Annotated in this window: 16 protein-coding genes; 5 read left to right on the forward strand and 11 right to left on the reverse strand. The window is 64.5% G+C overall.

The annotated features are described in order from the left end of the window. Positions 1–4 precede the first annotated feature (4 nt). The 9 genes from Mame_RS02485 to Mame_RS02525 form a co-directional block, all read right to left on the reverse strand. Positions 5–784: an enoyl-CoA hydratase-related protein gene (locus Mame_RS02485; RefSeq protein WP_018066306.1), complete on the reverse strand. Its 780-nt coding sequence runs from the start codon at positions 782–784 to the stop codon at positions 5–7. Between the two features lie 11 nt (positions 785–795). Further along, a complete protein-coding gene (locus Mame_RS02490) occupies positions 796–1653 on the reverse strand; it encodes a hydroxymethylglutaryl-CoA lyase (RefSeq protein WP_018066305.1) in 858 nt (285 codons plus the stop codon). Further along, positions 1650–3641 (reverse strand): acetyl/propionyl/methylcrotonyl-CoA carboxylase subunit alpha, encoded by a 1992-nt coding sequence (locus Mame_RS02495; protein ID WP_018066304.1) that lies wholly within the window; start codon positions 3639–3641, stop codon positions 1650–1652. Before Mame_RS02495 ends, Mame_RS02490 begins: the two co-directional genes overlap by 4 nt. Next, complete coding sequence (locus Mame_RS02500; RefSeq protein WP_018066303.1) at positions 3641–5248, reverse strand: carboxyl transferase domain-containing protein; 1608 nt, start codon at positions 5246–5248, stop codon at positions 3641–3643. Before Mame_RS02500 ends, Mame_RS02495 begins: the two co-directional genes overlap by 1 nt. Before the next feature lie 52 nt (positions 5249–5300). Next, a complete protein-coding gene (locus tag Mame_RS02505) occupies positions 5301–6590 on the reverse strand; it encodes a TRAP transporter large permease (protein WP_018066302.1) in 1290 nt (429 codons plus the stop codon). 79 nt (positions 6591–6669) lie between these two features. Continuing rightward, positions 6670–7671: a TRAP transporter substrate-binding protein gene (locus Mame_RS02510; RefSeq protein WP_018066301.1), complete on the reverse strand. Its 1002-nt coding sequence runs from the start codon at positions 7669–7671 to the stop codon at positions 6670–6672. 24 nt (positions 7672–7695) lie between these two features. Further along, on the reverse strand, positions 7696–8193 hold the full coding sequence (locus Mame_RS02515; protein WP_155122007.1) for a TRAP transporter small permease: 498 nt from the start codon (positions 8191–8193) through the stop codon (positions 7696–7698). A 50-nt stretch (positions 8194–8243) separates the two neighbouring features. Beyond that, complete coding sequence (locus Mame_RS02520; protein WP_018066299.1) at positions 8244–9380, reverse strand: FAS1-like dehydratase domain-containing protein; 1137 nt, start codon at positions 9378–9380, stop codon at positions 8244–8246. Positions 9381–9416: 36 nt separating this feature from the next. Further along, positions 9417–10976 carry an acyl-CoA synthetase gene (locus Mame_RS02525; RefSeq protein WP_018066298.1) on the reverse strand — a complete coding sequence of 520 codons (1560 nt, stop codon included), beginning with the start codon at positions 10974–10976 and terminating at the stop codon, positions 9417–9419. A 139-nt stretch (positions 10977–11115) separates the two neighbouring features. Here Mame_RS02525 and Mame_RS02530 point away from each other — a divergent pair, with 139 nt between their 5' ends. The 5 genes from Mame_RS02530 to Mame_RS02550 all read left to right on the forward strand — a co-directional run bounded on the left by Mame_RS02530 (position 11116) and on the right by Mame_RS02550 (position 16127). After that, positions 11116–11901 carry an IclR family transcriptional regulator gene (locus tag Mame_RS02530; RefSeq protein ID WP_018066297.1) on the forward strand — a complete coding sequence of 262 codons (786 nt, stop codon included), beginning with the start codon at positions 11116–11118 and terminating at the stop codon, positions 11899–11901. Positions 11902–11903: 2 nt separating this feature from the next. Further along, positions 11904–12326, forward strand: a complete 423-nt coding sequence (locus Mame_RS02535; RefSeq protein ID WP_210162275.1) for a PaaI family thioesterase — start codon at positions 11904–11906, stop codon at positions 12324–12326. Further along, positions 12323–13561 (forward strand): CaiB/BaiF CoA transferase family protein, encoded by a 1239-nt coding sequence (locus tag Mame_RS02540; protein ID WP_018066295.1) that lies wholly within the window; start codon positions 12323–12325, stop codon positions 13559–13561. Before Mame_RS02535 ends, Mame_RS02540 begins: the two co-directional genes overlap by 4 nt. Before the next feature lie 262 nt (positions 13562–13823). Next, positions 13824–14984: an acetyl-CoA C-acyltransferase gene (locus Mame_RS02545; protein WP_018066294.1), complete on the forward strand. Its 1161-nt coding sequence runs from the start codon at positions 13824–13826 to the stop codon at positions 14982–14984. A 9-nt stretch (positions 14985–14993) separates the two neighbouring features. Then, positions 14994–16127: an acyl-CoA dehydrogenase family protein gene (locus Mame_RS02550; protein ID WP_018066293.1), complete on the forward strand. Its 1134-nt coding sequence runs from the start codon at positions 14994–14996 to the stop codon at positions 16125–16127. Positions 16128–16184: 57 nt separating this feature from the next. Here Mame_RS02550 and Mame_RS02555 read toward each other — a convergent pair whose 3' ends face one another. Both Mame_RS02555 and Mame_RS02560 read right to left on the reverse strand, forming a co-directional pair. Next, on the reverse strand, positions 16185–17360 hold the full coding sequence (locus tag Mame_RS02555) for an acetyl-CoA C-acetyltransferase (RefSeq protein ID WP_018066292.1): 1176 nt from the start codon (positions 17358–17360) through the stop codon (positions 16185–16187). 11 nt (positions 17361–17371) lie between these two features. Next, positions 17372–19675 (reverse strand): 3-hydroxyacyl-CoA dehydrogenase/enoyl-CoA hydratase family protein, encoded by a 2304-nt coding sequence (locus Mame_RS02560; protein ID WP_051085146.1) that lies wholly within the window; start codon positions 19673–19675, stop codon positions 17372–17374.

Raw genomic sequence — 19675 nt, forward strand, 5'->3', positions numbered from 1 at the left:
CTCCTCACTTCTTCCGGCTGGCGAAGAAGGCGGCAATTCCGGCCTTAGCTTCATCGGTTTCCCAGCGGTCGGCAAGCGCTTCGGCGGAAAAGGTCATCGCCTCGGACGGATCCATGCCGGAGATCGAAAGGCAGAGTGACTTTGCCGCGGCAACGGCGCCGGGCGCGCATTGCAGGCAGGCGTCCACCTCTTCCGCGACCGCGGCCTCGACGTCGCCCGCCGGACACACCCGGGCAACGGCCCCGGCGCGGTGCATGAAGTCCGCACCGAAAGGCCGGGCGCTGAAGAACACCTGACGGGCGAAGGCCTCGCCGAACTTGCGGACGACGAAGGGGCCGATCGTGGCCGGGATCAGGCCAAGGCGGGTTTCGGTCAGCGCGAAGCGGGCGTTTTCCGCCGCCACGACGATGTCGCTGACGGCGATCAGGCCAAGCCCGCCGCCATAGGCCGAACCCTCCACCCGGGCGATGACCGGTTTCGGCAGATCGTTCCAGAGCTTCAGCATGCGCGCCAGCGTCATCGCTTCGGCAATTTTGCCGGCCCGGTCCTTTTCCCTTTGCGCGCGCATCCAGTTGAGGTCGCCGCCGGCGCAGAAGGTACGGCCCTCGGCGGCCAGCACGACGACCCTGATATCGCTGCGCTCGGCAAGGTCTGCTGCAACCTCGGCAAGCTCGGCGATCATGGTCGCGTTCATGGCGTTGTGCTTGTCGGGCCGGGCCAGCGTGACGGTGGCGACCTGCCGTTCATCGACGCTGAGGGAGATGGTTTCGAACTGATCTGACATGGCGGTCCCCCTCAGGCAGATGCGGTGATTGAACGAAGATATTGCTCGGCTTTGGCAAGCGCCTCGCGGTCGATGCCGGTGCTGAAGCCGGATTGTTCCAGAAGCGCGACAAGCGGCCCTGTGGCCAGATTGCCCTTCGCGCCCGGCGCATAGGGGCAGCCGCCGAGCCCGCCAACGGCGCTGTCGAAGACCCGCAGGCCCAGAGCAAGCGCGGCCATGACATTGTCGAGCGCATTGTCGCGGGTATCGTGGAAATGGCCTGCCAGCCGCTCGGCCGGCAGTCTTGGGAGGACCGTTTCCAGCATGGTCGCAACGCTCTCGGGCGTTCCCGCGCCGATCGTGTCGCCGAGCGAAACCTCGTAGCAACCCATGTCGAACAGCGCTTGCGCGACATCGCGCACCGCTTCCGAGGCAACCGGCCCGTCATAGGGGCAGGCGATCACGCAGGAGACATAGCCGCGTACGGGCACGCCATCCGATTTCGCCGCGTCCAGCAATGGTGCAAAGCGCACGAGGCTTTCGGCAATCGAGCAGTTGATGTTCTTCCGGCTGAAGCCTTCCGACGCGGAGGCAAAGACCGCGACTTCATCCACGCCCGCGGCCAGCGCCCGTTCATAACCCTTCATGTTGGGGGTCAGCGCGGCATAGTCCGTTCCGGGCTTTCGCGTAATCCCGGCGAGCACCGCTTCGGCATCGGCGAGCTGCGGCACCCATTTCGGCGACACGAAGCTGGTGGCCTCGATCTTTTCGAAGCCCGCCTGTGACAGCAGGTCGATCAGCGCGACCTTGCGCTCGGCCGGGATCAGCATGTCCTCGTTTTGCAGGCCGTCGCGCGGCCCGACCTCGTAGATGCGGACGTGGTCGCTCACGATGCCTCCTCCTCGAAGGTCACCAGCACCGCGCCATCCGAGACCGTTGCGCCCTCGGCGCAGTCGACGGTTGCGACGCGCCCGGAAAGCGGCGCGACCAGCGCCGTCTCCATCTTCATCGCCTCCATCACGCCGAGCTTCTGCCCCGCCTCGACCACATCGCCGGCCGAGACCGAAAGCTGCACGATCGTCCCCGTCATCGGCGCGATCACGGCGCGACTCTCATCCGCCTCGGCAGCAGCGCCGGAGCGCTGATCGGCAAGCACAAAGTCCTCGGTGCGGCCATTCATGTGAACGGAGACCAGCAGGCCTGATGCCTGAGGCACGCGCACGAACCGCGCCGAGATCTGTTTTCGCGCGGGCCCAAGCCGGGCGGAGATCTCCGCCTTGCCGATGGCGACGTTCTCCAGCACAACGGGCTCAGCCCCGCCGGAAAGGGTCATGCCGCCGTTCTTGCCGAGCGACAGGCAGCGCTCATAGGCCCGATCGCGCGCCGACAGCCGGACATCGTGAAAGGCCTCGCCATAAGCGCGCCAGCCGAGATGCGGCATGTCGGGATCAATGCCGAGCGCCAGAATGGCGGCAAGCGCCACATGCTCTTCCGGCACGGCCGCCGCTGCAGTCAGGTCCGCCAGTTCGCGTTCGATCAGCCCGGTATCGAACGCCCCGGCGACAAAACCCGGCTGCCGGGAAAGCGCGGAGAGAAAGGCCGCATTCGTGGCCGTTCCGGCGACATGGGTGCCATCGAGCATCGTGCTCAGCCTGACAAGCGCGGTTTCGCGATCCGGGCCATGGGTGATCACCTTGGCGATCATCGGATCGTAAAACGGCGTGATGGCATCGCCCGTGCGCACGCCGGTGTCGAAACGCCCCTCTGGCGGAAACTCCAGATGCTCCAGCCGGCCGGTCACGGGGATGAAGTCCCTTGCCGGATCCTCGGCATAAAGCCGCGCCTCGAAGGCGTGGCCCGTGATGGCGATGTCCGGCTGCGCAAACGGCAGCGGCGCGCCGGCGGCAACCAGCAACTGCCACTCGACCAGATCGATGCCGGTGATCATTTCGGTGACCGGATGCTCGACCTGCAGCCGCGTGTTCATTTCCATGAACCAGAAGCCATCGGGCCTGAGCGGCCCCGAGCCGTCGGCGATGAACTCGATCGTACCGGCTCCCCGATAGGCGATCGCCTCGGCGGCCTTCACCGCGGCCCCGGTCATTGCCGCGCGCATCTCCGCGCTCATGCCCGGCGCGGGCGCCTCCTCGATCACCTTCTGGTGGCGACGCTGGAGCGAGCAGTCGCGCTCGAACAGATGAACCACATTGCCGTGGCTGTCGCCGAAGACCTGCACCTCGATATGGCGCGGCGCGGTGATGAATTTCTCGATCAGCACATGCGGGTCGCCGAAGGCGGCGGAAGCCTCGCGGGCGGCGGATCTCAGCGCATCGGCAAAATCCTGTGCCCGCTCGACCTTGCGCATGCCCTTGCCGCCGCCGCCGGCGCGCGCCTTGATCAGCACCGGATAGCCGATCCGTTCGGCCTCCTCCGCCAGGAATTCCGGCTCCTGCCGGTTTCCCTGATAGCCCGGCACCACAGGAACGCCCGCCTTTTGCATCAGATCCTTGGCGGCATCCTTCAGCCCCATGGCCCGGATCGCATCGGCTGACGGACCTATGAAGGTGAGACCGGCAGCTTCGACCGCATCGACGAAGCCAGGATTCTCGGAGAGAAAGCCATAACCCGGATGGATCGCCTCGGCGCCCGTCTCCAGCGCTGCGGCGATGATCCGTTCGCCGACAAGATAGCTTTCCCCGACTGGCGAAGGCCCGATATGAACCGCCTCGTCCGCCATCTCGACGTGAAGGCTGTTGCGGTCCGCATCCGAGTAGACGGCAACCGTCTCGATGCCCATGCGGCGGGCGGTACGGATAACGCGGCAAGCGATCTCGCCGCGATTGGCAATCAGTATCTTCTTGAAACAAGCGTGCATCATCACATCCTGAACAGGCCGAATTTGGTATCCTCAACGGGCGTGTTGAGCGTGGCGCGCAGCGAAAGGGCCACGACATCACGGGTCGAACGCGGGTCGATGATGCCGTCATCCCAAAGGCGGGATGAGGCATAGAGCGGCCGCGCCTGGCGATCGAACATTTCAAGCGTCGGGCGCTTGAATTCCGCCTCCTCCGCCTCGGACCATTCGCCGCCGCGCGCCTCGATCCCGGCGCGCTTGACATTGGCCAGCACGCCGGCGGCCTGCGCGCCGCCCATCACCGCGATGCGGGCATTCGGCCACATCCAGACGAAGCGCGGACCGAAGGCGCGCCCGCACATGCCGTAATTGCCGGCGCCATAGGAGCCGCCGATGATCACCGTGACCTTCGGCACGGCAGCGGTCGAAACCGCCGTGACCAGCTTGGCGCCGTCTCTCGCAATGCCGCCCGCCTCATATTTCGAGCCCACCATGAAACCGTTGATGTTCTGCAGGAACAGAAGCGGAATCCTGCGCTGGCAGCAAAGTTCGATGAAATGCGCCCCCTTGATCGAGCTTTCGGAAAACAGCACGCCATTATTGGCGATGATGCCCACCGGCACGCCATCGATATGGGCAAAGCCGGTCACAAGCGTCGTGCCGTAGCGCGGTTTGAACTCTGCAAAATCGGACCCGTCGACGATGCGGGCGATGATCTCGCGCACGTCATAGGGCGTCTTCTCGTTGGCCGGCACCACGCCCATGATCTCGTCTGCCGGATAAAGCGGCGCGAGGGGCGTGCGCAGGTCAACGCCGGATGCCGGCACGGGCGCCAGATGCGAGACGATCTCGCGGGCGAGCGCCAGCGCATGGCGGTCGTCATCGGCCAGATAATCGGCCACGCCGGAAAGACGGGTATGGGTGTCCCCGCCGCCCAGCGTCTCCGCATCGATCTCCTCGCCGGTCGCAACCTTCACCAGCGGCGGGCCGGCCAGAAAGATCGTGCCCTGATTGCGGACGATGATGGTCTGGTCGCTCATCGCCGGCACATAGGCGCCGCCCGCCGTGCACGAGCCCATCACCACGGCGATCTGGGCAATGCCCTTCGCGCTCATGCGCGCCTGATTGTAGAAGATGCGGCCGAAGTGATCCCGGTCGGGAAACACCTCGTCCTGATTGTTGAGATTGGCGCCGCCGCTATCGACAAGATAGAGGCAAGGCAGCGCGTTCTCCTCGGCGATTTCCTGAGCCCGCAAATGCTTCTTCACGGTCAGCGGAAAATAGGTCCCGCCCTTCACCGTCGCGTCATTGCACAGGATCACGCAGTCGCGTCCGGCGACCTTGCCGATCCCGGCGATCGCGCCGGCGGCGGGCACTTCGTCATTGTAGTGGCCACTGGCCGCAAACAGGCCGACCTCGAGAAACGGCGAACCGGGGTCCAGCAACACGGCAATGCGTTCGCGCGGCAAAAGCTTCCCGCGGGCATGGTGGCGCGCGCGCGATGCCTCGCTGCCGCCCTGCATGATCCGGTCGGCTTCCACGCGGATCACTTCGGCCTGCGCCTCCATGGCGGCGTGGTTTTCAGCAAATTCAGGCGACGCGGCGTTCACGGCGCTTTTCAGTATCGTCATTCATTCAACTCCTGTCTGAGAGACAGACATTTTCGGTAGGCGCTGCGCCCGTTCATCGCACCATCAGGCTTGGCAGCCAGAGCGTGATTGCGGGGAAGAACAGCAAAAGCAGCAGAACCAGGATTTCCATGGCGAGAAACGGCGTGACGCCCAGGAAGACCTTGCGCAGCGGCACACCCGTCTGGGCCGCGGCCACATAGGCATTAAGCCCGAGCGGTGGGGTCAGAAGGCCGATCTCGACCGTCTTGGTCACCACGATCCCGAACCAGACCGGGTCGAAATCGAGCGCAAGCGCGATCGGGAAGGCAAGCGGCATGGCCAGCGAAAGGATCGCGAGCTGATCCATGAACATGCCCATGACGAGCAGCGTGATGATGATGATCGCCATGATCACCCCGCGCGGCATATCCGTCGTCGCGACGAAATCCAGAAGCGTGTGGGTGATGCGCGTAAACGCCAGATAATTGGAGAAGATTGCCGAACAGGCGACGATGGCAACGATCATGACCGTGGCCTTGACCGCGCGCGACACGGAACTGGAGAAGCCCGCAACGCTGATCGTGCGCTGGGCGATCACGATGATCAGTGAGCCCATGACGCCAAGGGCCGCCGCCTCCGAGGGAGAGGCAAGCCCGCCATAGATCGCTCCGATCACCAGTATCAGAAGCGCGCCCATGGGCAGGACGTGGCGGCTGTCCTTTGCCGCTTTCTTCAGATTGAACGCGTCGCCGCGCGGCGCCTGATCGGTCAGATGGGCGATCAGCTTGATGACGATGACAAAGCCCGTCGCCGTCAGAAGACCGGGAATGATGCCGGCGATGAAAAGCTTACCGATCGAGGTTTCGGTGAGCACGCCATAGACCACGAGCACGATCGAGGGCGGCACCACGACGGCGAGCGTGCCGCCGACCGAGACGACGGCTGCGGCCAGACGCTGCGAATAATTGTGGTTGCGCATTTCCGGAAAGGCGGAAGCCGCCATGGCCGCCGTCGATGCGGTGGAACTGCCAACAAGCGCCGCCAGAATGACCGAGGCGGCAATCGTCGCCATGGCAAGCCCGCCCTTCACATGACCGATCCAGCTCTGGCAGGCGATGATCGCGCGCCGCGTCACCTGTCCCGCCGTCAGAAGCTCCGCCATCAGGATGAACAGCGGGATCGCCACCAGAATGAATGACGACGTGCTGTCGAAAAAGGTCCGTTCCAGAACCGAAAGCGCCGGCCGGGGGCCGAGTTGCACGGCAAGTCCCAGAAAGCCTGCAAGCCCCATGGCGAAGGCGACCGGCATACGGAAGACCATGAACAGGGCCAGAAGAATGGAGATGACAAGAAAGGTCAGCATCGTGCGGGCGGAAGCTCCCTGTGGCCTGCAACCGCGAAAGAGACGGCTGCAGGCCGGGTTATAGGCGGATGAAGGATGCTTACTGGCTTGTCAGCTCTTTGTAGGTTGCAAGCACATTCTGGGTTTGCTCCCCGTCGATCCGACTTACCCAGTCTTCCGTCACCAGCGCCATCTCTTCGCGCAGCGCGGCAAGCTCCTCGTCGGTGAAGCTGTAGGTGTCGATGCCCTCGGCCTTCCACTGCGCCACCAGTTCATCAACGCTGTCGTCCTGGGCCTTGGCCACATGCAGGGCGATATCGTTGCCGGTCGAGATCATCGCTTCCTGGACATCGGCGTCGAGGCTGTCGAACAGGTCGCTGCGCACGACCATGATGAAGCTGTAGCCGCCGAAAGAGCCATTGGTGGAAATATGGCTCACCACCTCGTTCAGCTTGTAGCCGGGGACCGAGGCGAGCGGAAACAGCACGGCGTCGAGCCGGCCGCGCTCGATGGCGGTGTAGACTTCCGGCCCGGGGATCGAAATGCCGACGCCGCCGAGGCTGCGCGCCGTCATCGCCTGGGTCGCGCCGGAGGTGCGAACGTCAAGTGCCTCCCAGTCGGCCGGACCGCCGAGGCGCTCCTTGGCAAGCACCTGATAGGGCGGCAGCACGAAACCGAAGATCGGCGTGACGCCGGCGGCCAGGATCTCCTCGCGGAGCGGACCTTCCGCCAGCATCGCCTGCAGCGCCTTCGTGCCCTGCACGGCCGAACCGTAATAGCCGGGCAGCCCGACGACGGAATTCAGAGGCAGGGTTTCGGCATGATAGGACGCCCCGATGAGCGCGGCATCGAGAATGCCGTTGTTCACCGCATCGAGCTGGGCCTTGGCCTTTGCGGCCTGTTCGGAGGGAAAGTGGTTGAAGTCGATCTTGCCGCCGGTCGCCTCCTCGACCGCCTGCATCCACGTGGTCGTTCCCTCCACGGAAACGATGTGATTGGTGGACTGAAAGTCCCCGAGACTGAGGGTCTCGGCCTGGGCAGCGGCGCCGCCCAGAACCAGCATGCTCGCCATGCCGGCAAAAATCTTGGCTGCTATCGTCATTTCATTCTCCTCCCTTGAATGAAGTTACACTTGCATCGGCTCCGGCGCCCGCGCTGAGCAGGCGTCATAAAGCAGCCGCAGGACCAGGACGCCGCATCCCAGCGGGACAACGGCATAGGCCCAGCCGAGCGGCCAGTCATACACGCCATATTCGACGTCTTTCCCCGCGAAGGCATGAAAGGCGAAGATCCCCGACATGACGGTAACGGCGGCAAAGAACGCCGCCGGGAGCAGCAACCGCAATCTTGCGATCACCGCGCCCGTCAGACCGGGCAGGTGCTCGGGCATGAAATCGAGCGCCAGATGCCCGCCCTCGCGAAAGACGCGCGAGAGCGACAAGGTGGCCAGAGCGGGCATCAGGTAGAGTTCGGTGAACTCGAACTGGAACTGCACCGGCGTCTTGAAGAACAGCCTGAGCAGAATGTCCGCATTGATCAGAACGACCACGGTAACAAGGCCGAGACATCCCAGAAAATGCAGGATGTCTTCGAATGTCTTCAGGATTTTCCCCAAAACGTTCAACCTTACCTCCCAGATGGTTGACGGCCGGCCCTGCCTTTCACGATGGCGCTTCAGCGCTTGGGCAGTTCGACGATTGCCGATCCGATGGCGGAAAGTTCGCCATCCTGCTGCTCCGCCCGCTGCTTGATCTCGACAAGGTGACGGCCGTCCTCCTCGAATTTCCGCTCCACCTTTGCGTGGATCAGAATGATGTCGCCTTCCGGATTATGCCGGCGAACCTGGCTTTTCGCCTGACGCAGGAACCCGTCATCGCCCATCCAGTTGGTCACCTGATGGGTGAGCCACGACGCGCGTTCAGGCCCGTAGTCATAGGCACCGGGGGCGCCGACCTCGAGCGCGAACTCCTCTTCCCAGTGGACGCGCTCCGGGCAATCGGGAATGCCGAAGCGGTTCTTGATGCCGGCCGACGGATGCTTCTGCTGCAATTGCCAGGCCAGCTTGTTGGCGCGGATATAGAGCCCGCCCCAGCCCTGCGCATAGGCAATGAAGCCGGTTGCCGTCATCGGCCCCTTGACCATGACGGGCAGTTCGTCGCCCTCGTTGACATCGTCGAAATAGCGGGTGTTGCTGCCTCGGATTTCTTCCGCCTCGTAATATTTGTAGTAGGAGTCGAGTTCCTCCTGGGTGTAGACGCGGCGTCCGCGCTCGCGGGCCTCGGTATATTTCGTACCGTTTTCGCGCGCCTGGTCACGATCGGTGCGAAAGCACCAGCTGTCGGCATCGGCCAGAAGATCGCCGGTCTTCGCGTCGTAGAAGTCGACGTGATAGATCTGCTGGATCGCCTTGCCGGCAAAACGGGTGTCGTGCTCGATCAGGTCCTTCAGATAGGCCTCGGTGCGCAATTCGGTGTTGCGCGGAATGACCTTGTGCCAGTTCCAGTCGGCGCCCGACCACATGGCATGAACGCCGGGCAGGCCGCCGACATAGCCGGAAATGATCCGGCTGGTGGCAAACAGGAAGCTCGGCAGAGCGATGACATCGCCATAGCGCGTGGTCTTGGCGTATTCGGGATCGCACCACAGCGGGTTGTCGTCGCCGATGCCATGGGCATAGTGGCGGATATTGTCGCGGGTCGCCTCGTAGCACCAGGGCTCGACCGTCTTGCCGATCTTGACGCCGATGCGGCCGCGAAGATCATCAAGGCCCTCCTCGGTGATCTTCGGAAATTTCCTTACCATCTCATTCATCTCGTTCCTCCTTGGACGATGACTGCGCGCTGCCGCCTAACGGGCGGAGGCCAGATTTTCCTGGTCCTGCGTGCGCAGGATCTTGCGGTTCACCTTGCCGGCCTGTGTCTTCGGCAGTTCGGAGACGAAGGCGATCTGGCGCGGATATTCGTGGCGGGCGAGGCGGGCGCGGACATGATCCTGAATGCTCTGCTTCAGCCCCTCTTCCTCTTTTCCCTTCAAAATGATGTAGGCCTTGACGACCTGGCCGCGCACGGGATCGGGCGTGCCGATCACACCGCATTCGGCAACGGCGGGATGGCTGAGGATCGCGTCTTCGACCTCGACCGCGCCAATTGTCCAGCCGGCGGAAATGATGACATCGTCGGCGCGGCCGCCATGATAGAAATAGCCGTCCTCATCGACGCGACCGAGATCCTTGGTCGGGAACCACTGCCCGCCCTTGAGCACCATCAATTCGCCGGTCTCGCCGGGATCGCAATCGGAACCATCGGGCCGGTGCACGGCCACCTCGACGCCGGGGACCGGCTTGCCCATGGCCCCGTCGCGCACCTCCAGATCGTCGGCGCCGGGATAGTTGGCGATGATCACGCCGATCTCGGTGGTGCCGTACATGGAGCGCACCTTGGTGCCGAACACGCGCTCGACATAGGCCGCCGTCTCGCTGTCGATGGGCTCGCCGGTGAAGGACAGCTTGTCGAAACAGTAGTCGTAGTTCTCCGCTGCGCCGGAATTGCGCATCATCCGGTAATGGGTGGCAGCCGCCGTCAGATTGGTGATCCGGAAATCATGCAGTGCCTTCAAAAGACGGACCGGATCGAACTTGCCGGAAAAAGTGCCGGTCGACACGCCCATGGCCAGCGGCGCAAGCGTGCCGTGCCACAGACCGTGCCCCCAGGCGGGCGATGACGGGCAGAAGAAGCGATCGCCGGGGCGAATGCCGGTGGCGTAGAGAGCGGCGACCATCAGCGTAACGATCGAACGATGGCTGTGCTCGACGGCCGCCGGCAGAAGCCGGGTCGTGCCGGATGTATATTGCAGGACCGCAAGATCATTGCCCGCCGTGTCGCATTCGAACCGGACGGGAAGATCATCGAGGCTTGCTAGCAGGTCGCTGTCGGCAACCGTCACGTTCTCAGCCCCCGCCTCGCGGGCAACGTCGGCCTTTTCGGCATTGGTGAAAAAGAGCTTCGGCTTGCAGTCATTGACGCGCAGGCGAATGCCGTCCGGACCGAAAAGCGTGAACAGCGGCACGGCCACCGCGCCGACCTTCATTGCCCCGAAGATTGCCGCATAGAACGGCAGGGACGGCTCGATCATCACCGCGATGCGATCGCCCTTGCCGATACCCTTGCCTTTCAGGAAATGCGCGATCTGCGAAGACCGGCGGGCGATTTCCTCGAAGCTGATGATCTCGTCATGGCCGTCGGCATGCGCGATCCGGAGCGCGACCCGGTCGGCCTCGGCATGCCGGTCGATACATTCATGCGCGATGTTGAAATGCGCCCGGTCGCCGTCGAACAGCTCCCAGAGCGCTTCCTTGCTGTAGTGCTTCTGCGCATCCGCATAGGACGTGAAATCCGTCAACCGGACCATGCAGCTTTCCTCCCAGTTCCTCCACCGCGGTTTGTGGCCCGCCGTGCTCATTGACAAAGGTAGAGAAACAATTAGCCTATTGTCAATATGTTATTCTTATTGTATATATACAATGAAATAACGCTTCCGAGGAGGGCACATGGCTGAAGATGACAGCGGCCAGACGAGCAAGAGACAGGTGCCGGCCGTCACCCGCGCCATCGCGATCCTGCGTTTTCTGGCGCGTAGCAACGAACCCATGGGCGTGAACCCGATCGCCCGTGAACTGGGCCTGATCCCGAGCACATGCCTGCATATCCTGCGGGTGCTCCAGGATGAGGGGCTGGTGGAATTCGACACGCAGACCAAGCGCTACGCGATCGGCATCGGCATCCTGCCGCTTGCCCGCTCGGCGCTGCAGAAGAACACCTTCTCGACGCTGGTGCAGCCGCATCTGTCGGCGCTTTCGACCACGTTCGGCGTTACCGCGATTGCGACCCAACTTGCCGGGCCCGGGCAGATGGTGGTCGTCGCGCTATCGCAGTCGACCCTGCCCTTCCGCCTGCAGGTCGATCTCGGTTCGCGGTTTCCGGCCCTGATCTCGGCCACGGGTCGGCTTTTTGCCGCCTTCGGTGCGCTCGATGAGGAAACGCTCAGACAGAGATTTGAAAAGCTGATCTGGGATCATCCGCCGGCATTCGAGGATTGGCTCACGCAAATCGACGAGGCGAAGAGGCGCGGCTATGCCGTGGATCGCGGCATCTATATTTCCGGCGTTACCGTGGTCGCCGTGCCGATGTTCAACGCCAGGGGAGAGATGATCCGCTCGCTCGTAGCCATCGGCATCAGCGAGCGGCTGGAGGAGCACGACATACCGAAACTCGCCGAGGCGCTTGTGGCCGTGCGCGGCGAGATCGAGAAACTGGAATTTTCGACAGGGAGTTGAACTTGACGGAGTTACGGGAGGAGAACGGCTGGAAGCCCCTGAATGCGGGCGGCTTCATGGCCGGCATCGGGCCGCTATATGCGCGGCGTCGCGACGACGGGGTTTTTACCTATGCGCTTGAGACCGGCGAGGCGCATGCCAACGCTCTCGGCCTGATCCATGGCGGCGTGATCGCCGGTCTCGCCGACCAGGCGATCGCGCTCGTCGCCTGGCAGGCAGCGGGCCGGGCGCCGGTGGTGACGGTCGAGATGAGCACGCGCTTCACCGACAGCGCCCGACCCGGCGCCCGCCTTGAGGCCGAAGCGGCGGTGCGGCAGACGTCGGGCTCGATGATGTTCGTCGACGCCGCAGTGCGAGAAGGCGAGAGAACCGTCGCGCTGGCGACGGCGGTGATGAAGATCACGCGCAAAGGGGGCGGGCGATGACAGACAATAGCCAAAGCAAGGGGCCGCTTTCGGGCATCAGGGTCCTCGATTTCTCGCGCATCCTCTCCGGTCCCTATGCCTCCATGGTGCTGGCCGATCTCGGCGCGGAGGTCATCAAGGTCGAGCCGATCGAGAAGGGCGACGAGACGCGCGGCTTTCCGCCGTTCAAGGGCGGGATGAGCCACTATTACATCGCCCTCAACCGCTCCAAGAAAAGCGTCGCCCTAGACCTGAAAACGCCGGAGGGAGCGAAGATCGCCCGTGAATTGTCGGCCAAAAGCGATATCGTTCTGGAAAACTTCCGGCCCGGCGTGATGGATCGTCTCGGCCTCGGCTATGAGAGCCTGAAGGCGGAAAACCCGGGCCTGATCTATTGTTCCATTTCGGGCTTCGGCGCCGAAAGTCCGCATCGCGACAGGCCCGCCTTCGATATTGTGGCGCAGGCGCTTTCCGGCGTGATGAGCGTCAACCGCGAACCGGGCCAGCCGCCGAACAAGCTCGGTCTACCGCTCGGCGACATGGCGGGCAGTATTTTCTCCGTCTTCGGCATTCTCGCCGCCTTGCACGAACGCGATGTGAAAGGGCATGGTCGGCATGTCGAAGTGGCCATGCTCGACAGCCTGATCGCGATGCAGGGCTATCTCTCTCAGATCTATTTCCTGACCGGCGAAAGTCCGAAGCCGGTTGGCACGCAGCATCAAAGCATCGTGCCCTATGGCTCGTTTCCGACATCGGATGGCTATGTCATCGTCGCCTGCCTGACCGAGCGCTTCTGGCACAACTTCGCCCGCTGTCTCGGACGCGAAGACCTGATTAAGGATCCGCGCTTTGCCCTTTACCAGTGTCGACTTGAAAACCGCGCTCTTCTCGAGCCGATCATCAATGAACGGATGATGAAGAACGACACGGCCTACTGGCTGGCAAAACTGTCAGAGTTCGACGTGCCCAACGCGCCGATTCTTTCAATCGGAGAGGCGCTGGAGCAGGAACATGTGAAGGCGAACGAACTTATCGAGACGGTTCACCATCCCGAAATCGGCGACCTCCGCATCGTTCGCGGACCGATCCGGTTTGACGGCAGTGGCTCCCGCCCCGCAGACGCGCCCTCGCAGCTCGGAGAGGATACGCAGGCCGTGCTGATGGAAACCCTCGGTTATACGCGTGAACAGGTCGATGACTTGATCACCAGCGCTGCCATCGGCGCGCGTATACGACGCTGCACCCAGGATGGCTGATGCGTAAAAGGGAGCCCCCTGAGGAACGCGGGCTGCTGCCCCTGGGGTGGTGGTCTATGGGAGCCAGCCGGCAACAGATCGAGGTCTCTGCCCGCCGGAGCGCGGCACCGGCCCGCCTTCCCATGCCCGCACTTGCCGTTTCCCTGCCCTGGCGACCCAGGTTGAGGGCCCGCCCTTCATGGTTCGAATCAGGGCTGGCGGATGGACCATAAATTGAGTAAAGGTATTACTCTGTAGTAAGGTAATTGGATTGGAGGATCGAATGACGATGGCCGGTGTCTTTCTGCTTGGCGCGGCACGCACGCCCATGGGCGGTTTTCAGGGGACGCTTGCCCATCTCTCCGCGACCGAACTGGGTGCCGCCGCGATAAAGGCTGCATTGGATCGCAGCGGGACTGAAGCCGGAGACGTCGACGAGGTCCTCATGGGCAATGTCCTGCCTGCGGGCCTCGGTCAGGCGCCGGCGCGACAGGCGGCGGTGGGGGCCGGCCTGCCGTTTGCGACGCCGTGCACCACGGTCTCCAAGGTCTGTGGCTCGGGCATGAAGGCCACAATGTTGGCGCGCGATCTCCTCGTTGCCGGCAGCGCCGATATTGTGGTCGCGGGCGGCATGGAAAGCATGACGAATGCCCCCTATTTGCTGGACAGGGCGCGCGCGGGCTACCGGATCGGCCATGGCAAGGTCATCGACCACATGTTTCTCGACGGGCTGGAGGACGCCTACGACAAGGGCCGTTCGATGGGTACTTTTGCCGAGGAATGCGCCGAAGCCTATAGCTTCAGCCGCGAGGCGCAGGACGCCTTCGCCCTCGAGAGCCTGGCGCGCGCCAGCCGCGCGATCGCTGACGGCGATTTCGTCGACGAGATCGTCGCCGTTGACGGCGTGACCACGGACGAGCAGCCCGGCCGGGCGAAACCCGAGAAGATACCGAAACTGCGGCCGGCCTTCCGCGAGGGCGGCACGGTGACGGCGGCGACCTCGTCATCGATCTCCGACGGCGCGGCGGCCCTCGTGCTTGCCGGCGCCAAAGCGGTCGAGGCAAGGGGCCTCTCGCCTATCGCCCGCCTCGTCGCGCAGGCGAGCCATGCCCAGGAGCCCAATCTCTTCACCACCGCCCCGGTCTCCGCCATTCGCAAGGTGCTGGACAAGGCCGGCTGGAGCATTGGCGATGTCGACCTTTTCGAGGTGAACGAGGCTTTCGCCGTGGTCACCATGGCCGCGATGCGCGATCTCGACATCCCGCATGACAGGATGAACGTGAATGGCGGGGCCTGCGCGCTCGGCCACCCGATCGGCTGTTCGGGCGCGCGGATCATCGTGACGCTGCTTGCGGCCCTTCGCGCACGGGGGCTGAAACGGGGCGTCGCCGCGCTCTGCATCGGCGGCGGCGAGGCCACAGCCGTTGCCGTCGAACTTGTGTGAGGAATTGGCATGCTGCTGAACGAAGACCAACGCATGATCGAGGACATGGCGCGCCGCTTCGCGCGCGAGCGGCTCCTGCCCAACACGGCCGAATGGGACCGCACCGCGCATTTCCCCCGCGACGTGATCCGTGAGATGGGCGAACTCGGCCTGATGGGCATGACGGTGCCGGAGGAATATGGCGGCGCGATGCTCGATGCCGTCAGCTATGCCGTGGCGCTGGAGGAAATCGCCGCCGGCGACGGGGCGCTGTCGACGATCATGTCGGTGCACAACTCGGTCGGCTGCACGCCGATCGTGAAGTTCGGCGCGGAGGAGCAGAAGCGCGCCTTTCTGCCAAAAATGGCAACCGGCGAGCATATCGGGGCATTCTGCCTGACCGAGCCGCATGCGGGCTCCGATGCCTCCGCACTCAACACCCGCGCGCGGCGGACGGATGAGGGCTATGTGCTGAACGGCACCAAGCAGTTCATCACGTCGGGCGCAAACGGCGATATCGCCATCGTCTTCGCGGTGACCGATCCGGAGGCGGGAAAGCGCGGCATTTCCGCCTTCATCGTGCCCACCGATACCCCCGGCTACCGCGTGGCGGCGACCGAGAAGAAGCTTGGCCAGCGCCTCTCCGACACCTGCCAGATCGCCTTTGACGACATGGTCGTGCCCGCCGGCAACCTTCTGGGCGAAGAAGGCCAGGGATACCGCATCGCGCTTTCAAATCTCGAAGGCGGGCGGATCGGGATCGCCTCGCAATCCGTCGGCATGGCCCGCGCCGCGCTCGACCATGCGATTGCCTATTCCAGGGAACGGAGCAGCATGGGCAAGCGGCTCTGCGAGCATCAGGCGGTTTCGTTCCGGCTGGCGGACATGGCGACCCGCATCGAGGCGGCGCGCCATCTTGTGCGCCACGCCGCCGCGATCCGGGAGACCGGCGCGCCGGCGCTGCAGGAGGCCTCGATGGCCAAACTGTTTGCCTCGGAAATGGCGGAACGCGTCGTCTCCGACGCGATGCAGATTTTCGGCGGCTACGGCTATGTCGAGGATTATCCGGTCGAGAAGATCTATCGCGACGTGCGGGTGTGCCAGATCTACGAAGGCACCAGCGACATCCAGAAAATGGTGATCGGCCGGGCGCTGACAGCCTGACCGATAAACCGGAAAGGATCGCGCGCGGCCGATGCATATGCGGCCGCGCTTTGCGCCTCAGAGCGCCTCGAGAACGGTCACGTTGGCGATGCCGCCGCCCTCGCACATGGTCTGAAGACCGTAGCGCTTGCCGCGCCTGCGCAAGCCGTGGATCAGCGTCGTCATGAGCTTGGCGCCGGTGGCGCCCAGCGGGTGGCCGAGCGCGATCGCGCCGCCATTGACGTTCATCCTGTCTGGGTCGGCGCCGGTATGCTTGAGCCAGGCCAGCGGAATGGAGGCAAAGGCCTCGTTGACCTCGAAGAGATCGATGTCATCGATCCGCATCCCGGCCTTCTTCAGCGCGATGTCGGTGGCCCGCAGCGGCTCTTCCAGCATGATGATCGGATCGCCCGCCGTCACGCAAAGTGTGTGAATGCGGGCGAGCGGCGTCAAGTCGTGCGCCTTCAGCGCGCGCTCCGAGACCACCATGATGCCCGAAGCCCCGTCGCACATCTGGCTCGCCGTGGCGGCGGTGATCAGGTTCTTTTCCGTGAGCGGCCGGACGCCGGCAATGCCCTCGAGGGTCACGTCGAAACGGATGCCCTCGTCGGTGTCGTGGGCAACGGCATCGCCGTTCTCATCAACCCCGTCCAGCGGGATGATTTCGTCGGCGAAGGCGCCCGCGCGCGTCGCGGCGATTGCACGCTGGTGGCTCTGCAGCGCGAATGCGTCCATTGCTTCCTTGGTGAGGCCGTGCTTCTCGGCCACCATCTCGGCGCCGACGAATTGCGAGATATCACGCGTGCCGTAGCGCGCGACCACTTCGTCGGCATGAGGGCCAATCCCCAGCCCGACATCTGCATAGAGCTTGACGGGCGAGCCCATGGGAACCCGCGTCATGCTCTCGACGCCCGCGGCGATCACGATATCCTGGGTGCCGGACATCACCACCTGCGCGGCGAACTGCACCGCCTGCTGGGACGAACCGCATTGCCGGTCGATGGTCACCGCGGGAATACTGTCGGGCAGCGAGGAGGCGAGAATCGCATTGCGGCCGACCTGGGTCGACTGTTCGCCGCCCTGGCTGACGCAGCCCATGATGACATCCTCGATCAGCGCCGGGTCTATGCCGGTCTGCGACACGAGGTCCTCCAGCACCACGGCGGCAAGGCGCGCCGGATGCCATTCCCTGAGCCGCCCCTTGCGGCGGCCGCCGGCGGTGCGCCGCGCGGCGACGATATAGGCTTCAGCCATGCCCTTCCTCCTCAGTTCTTCAAGGGTTTGCCGGTCTTGAGCATGTGCTCCATCCGGGCCGCGGTGGTTTCGGTGCGGGCAAGAGCGAGCAGGGCCGCGCGCTCTTCGGCCATCATGGCGGCCTCATCGATCGCGTCGACGCTTTCGCCACAGACCACGCGGGCAAGCGCGCGCGCAATCGCGATATCGGCCTCGCTCGCCGTCCCCTCAAGGCCCGCGATCAGCTGATCGCCGGTCGCGGGACCGGGGCGGGCGATGCGGGCGCGATCGGGCGGCGCGTATCCGGCCTCGGCGAGAGCGATCGCCCGCGCCTTCGCGGCATCGAGCAGCAGGCTGCGGGCCATGACATGCCGGTCGCCGGGGCGCAGAATACCCATGGCGCGTGCCTCCTCGGCCGAGGTCGAGGGCCTTGCGGCGTGGATGGCGGCGAAGGTCCTGCGTGCCGCGCCATCAGCATCCAGCCCCAGCGCAAAGTTGCGCAGCGCAAGCTGGGTGCAGCCGCCCCAGCCCGGGATCAGGCCGACATTCCCCTCGGGCAGGCCGGCGTTCAGTTCGGCATGGGCGACGATCGCATCGGCATGCAGGGCGAACTCGCAGCCGCCGCCCAGCGCATAGCCATGCATTGCCGCTACCACGGGCAGGTTTTCGTATTTCAGCGCGAGATAGAGCTCCTGGCCGCGCCGGATATAACGCTCGAGCGCCGCGAAATCCCCCGCACGCGTCATGCCGAGGATGAAGGTCAGGTCGGCCCCGACCGAGAAGGCGCGCAGATCGTCATTGCCGATGACCAGTGCACGGAACCGGTCCGACGCTTCCTTCAGCGTCCGTTCCAGCGCATCGAACACGGTCGGGTGCAGGGCGTTCATCTTGGTGTGCACCTCGAAACAGCCGACGCCGTCGCCCATGTCCCATAGGCTCGCCCCCTCGGTTGCGATCACCGGAGCGGCTGATTTCGCGTCGGAAAGGGCGGGACGCGCCACCACCGGCGCGGCAATGCGGCCGCCGGCAACCGACAGCGCAAGGCCATCACGATAGAACCCGCCTTCCTCCTCCGCTCGCGCGACAAGCGCCGGCGTTTCGCCGAGAACCAACTTCACCACCTCGGCGGTCCGCGAAGCGCCCACCCGGTCGGCGAGCGCGAACGGCCCCTGTCGCCAGCCATAGCCGAGCGCCATGGCGGCATCGATCGCCTCGACATCGCCGGCGATCTCGGCGCCATTTTCGGCCGTATAGCAAAGCACATTGGCAAAGACCGCACGGGCGTAATCGCCGAGCCTGCCTTCCGCCGCGAGCATCGCGCCGGCGTCGCGCCCGCCGGCGGGCAGGGAAGCGGGGTTTACGGGCTGAAGCGCGCGATATTCGCGGGTAACGAGGTCCAGCGCCTCCATGCCCGCGTCCCCCTTTCGGTAGAAGCCGGCCCCCGACTTGCGGCCGAAACGCCCGGCGGCGATCAGCGCGGTCATGGTTTCGTCGGCGGGCAGGTTGAAGCGATGCAGCCGGTCGGACGGCGGAAGCGCCGCCAAGAGGCTCGCCCATACCTGCGGCACCAGATCAATGCCGACCAGATCGAACAGGCCGAAGACGCCGGTGCGCGGCACGCCGAAGGCCCCGTGAACGGCATCGGCCTCCTCGACGGTCAGGCCCATTCGCACCGCCTCGATCGCGGCGGCGGCCATCCAGAAACAGCCGATCCGGTTGGCGATGAAGCCCGGCGTGTCGCGGCACTCCACCACGGTCTTGCCGAGCACCGCTTGGGCCGCGGCGCGCACCCGCGCAGTGATGGCGGGATCGGTTTCCGGCGTCGTCACGAACTCGAACAATTGCATCACGCGCGGCGGGTTGAAGAAGTGGCTGATGACGAAATCGCGGGCGAAGCTGGCCGGCAATCCGCCGATCAGTTCGGCATGCGGAATGGTCGAGGTGTTTGACGACACGATGGCCCCCGGACGACGCACCTGCTCTATTTTGTGGTAGAGCGCCCGCTTCAGGTCCAGCCGCTCGACAATCGCCTCGACGATCCAATCGCAATCGGCCAGGCGATCGAGATTGTCCTCGACATTGCCCGCCCGCACCAGCGCGGGACCCGCCTCGCCCATGAAGCCGCGCGTCTTGATCTGCCGCGCGATCCCCGCCTCGGCCGGCCCGTTGCGGTTATCCTCGCCCGCAATATCGAGCAGTTCGACGGGAATGCCCGCATTGGCGAATTGCGCCGCGATGCCTGCGCCCATGCTGCCCGCGCCGATGACGGCCGCCCGGCGGATGCCGGTCTCGGCGGCATAAAGCGCGATGGGGTGGTGCTGTGTGTCCAAAGTCAT

Origin of the sequence: Martelella mediterranea DSM 17316, from assembly GCF_002043005.1 — a bacterium.
GTDB lineage: Bacteria > Pseudomonadota > Alphaproteobacteria > Rhizobiales > Rhizobiaceae > Martelella > Martelella mediterranea.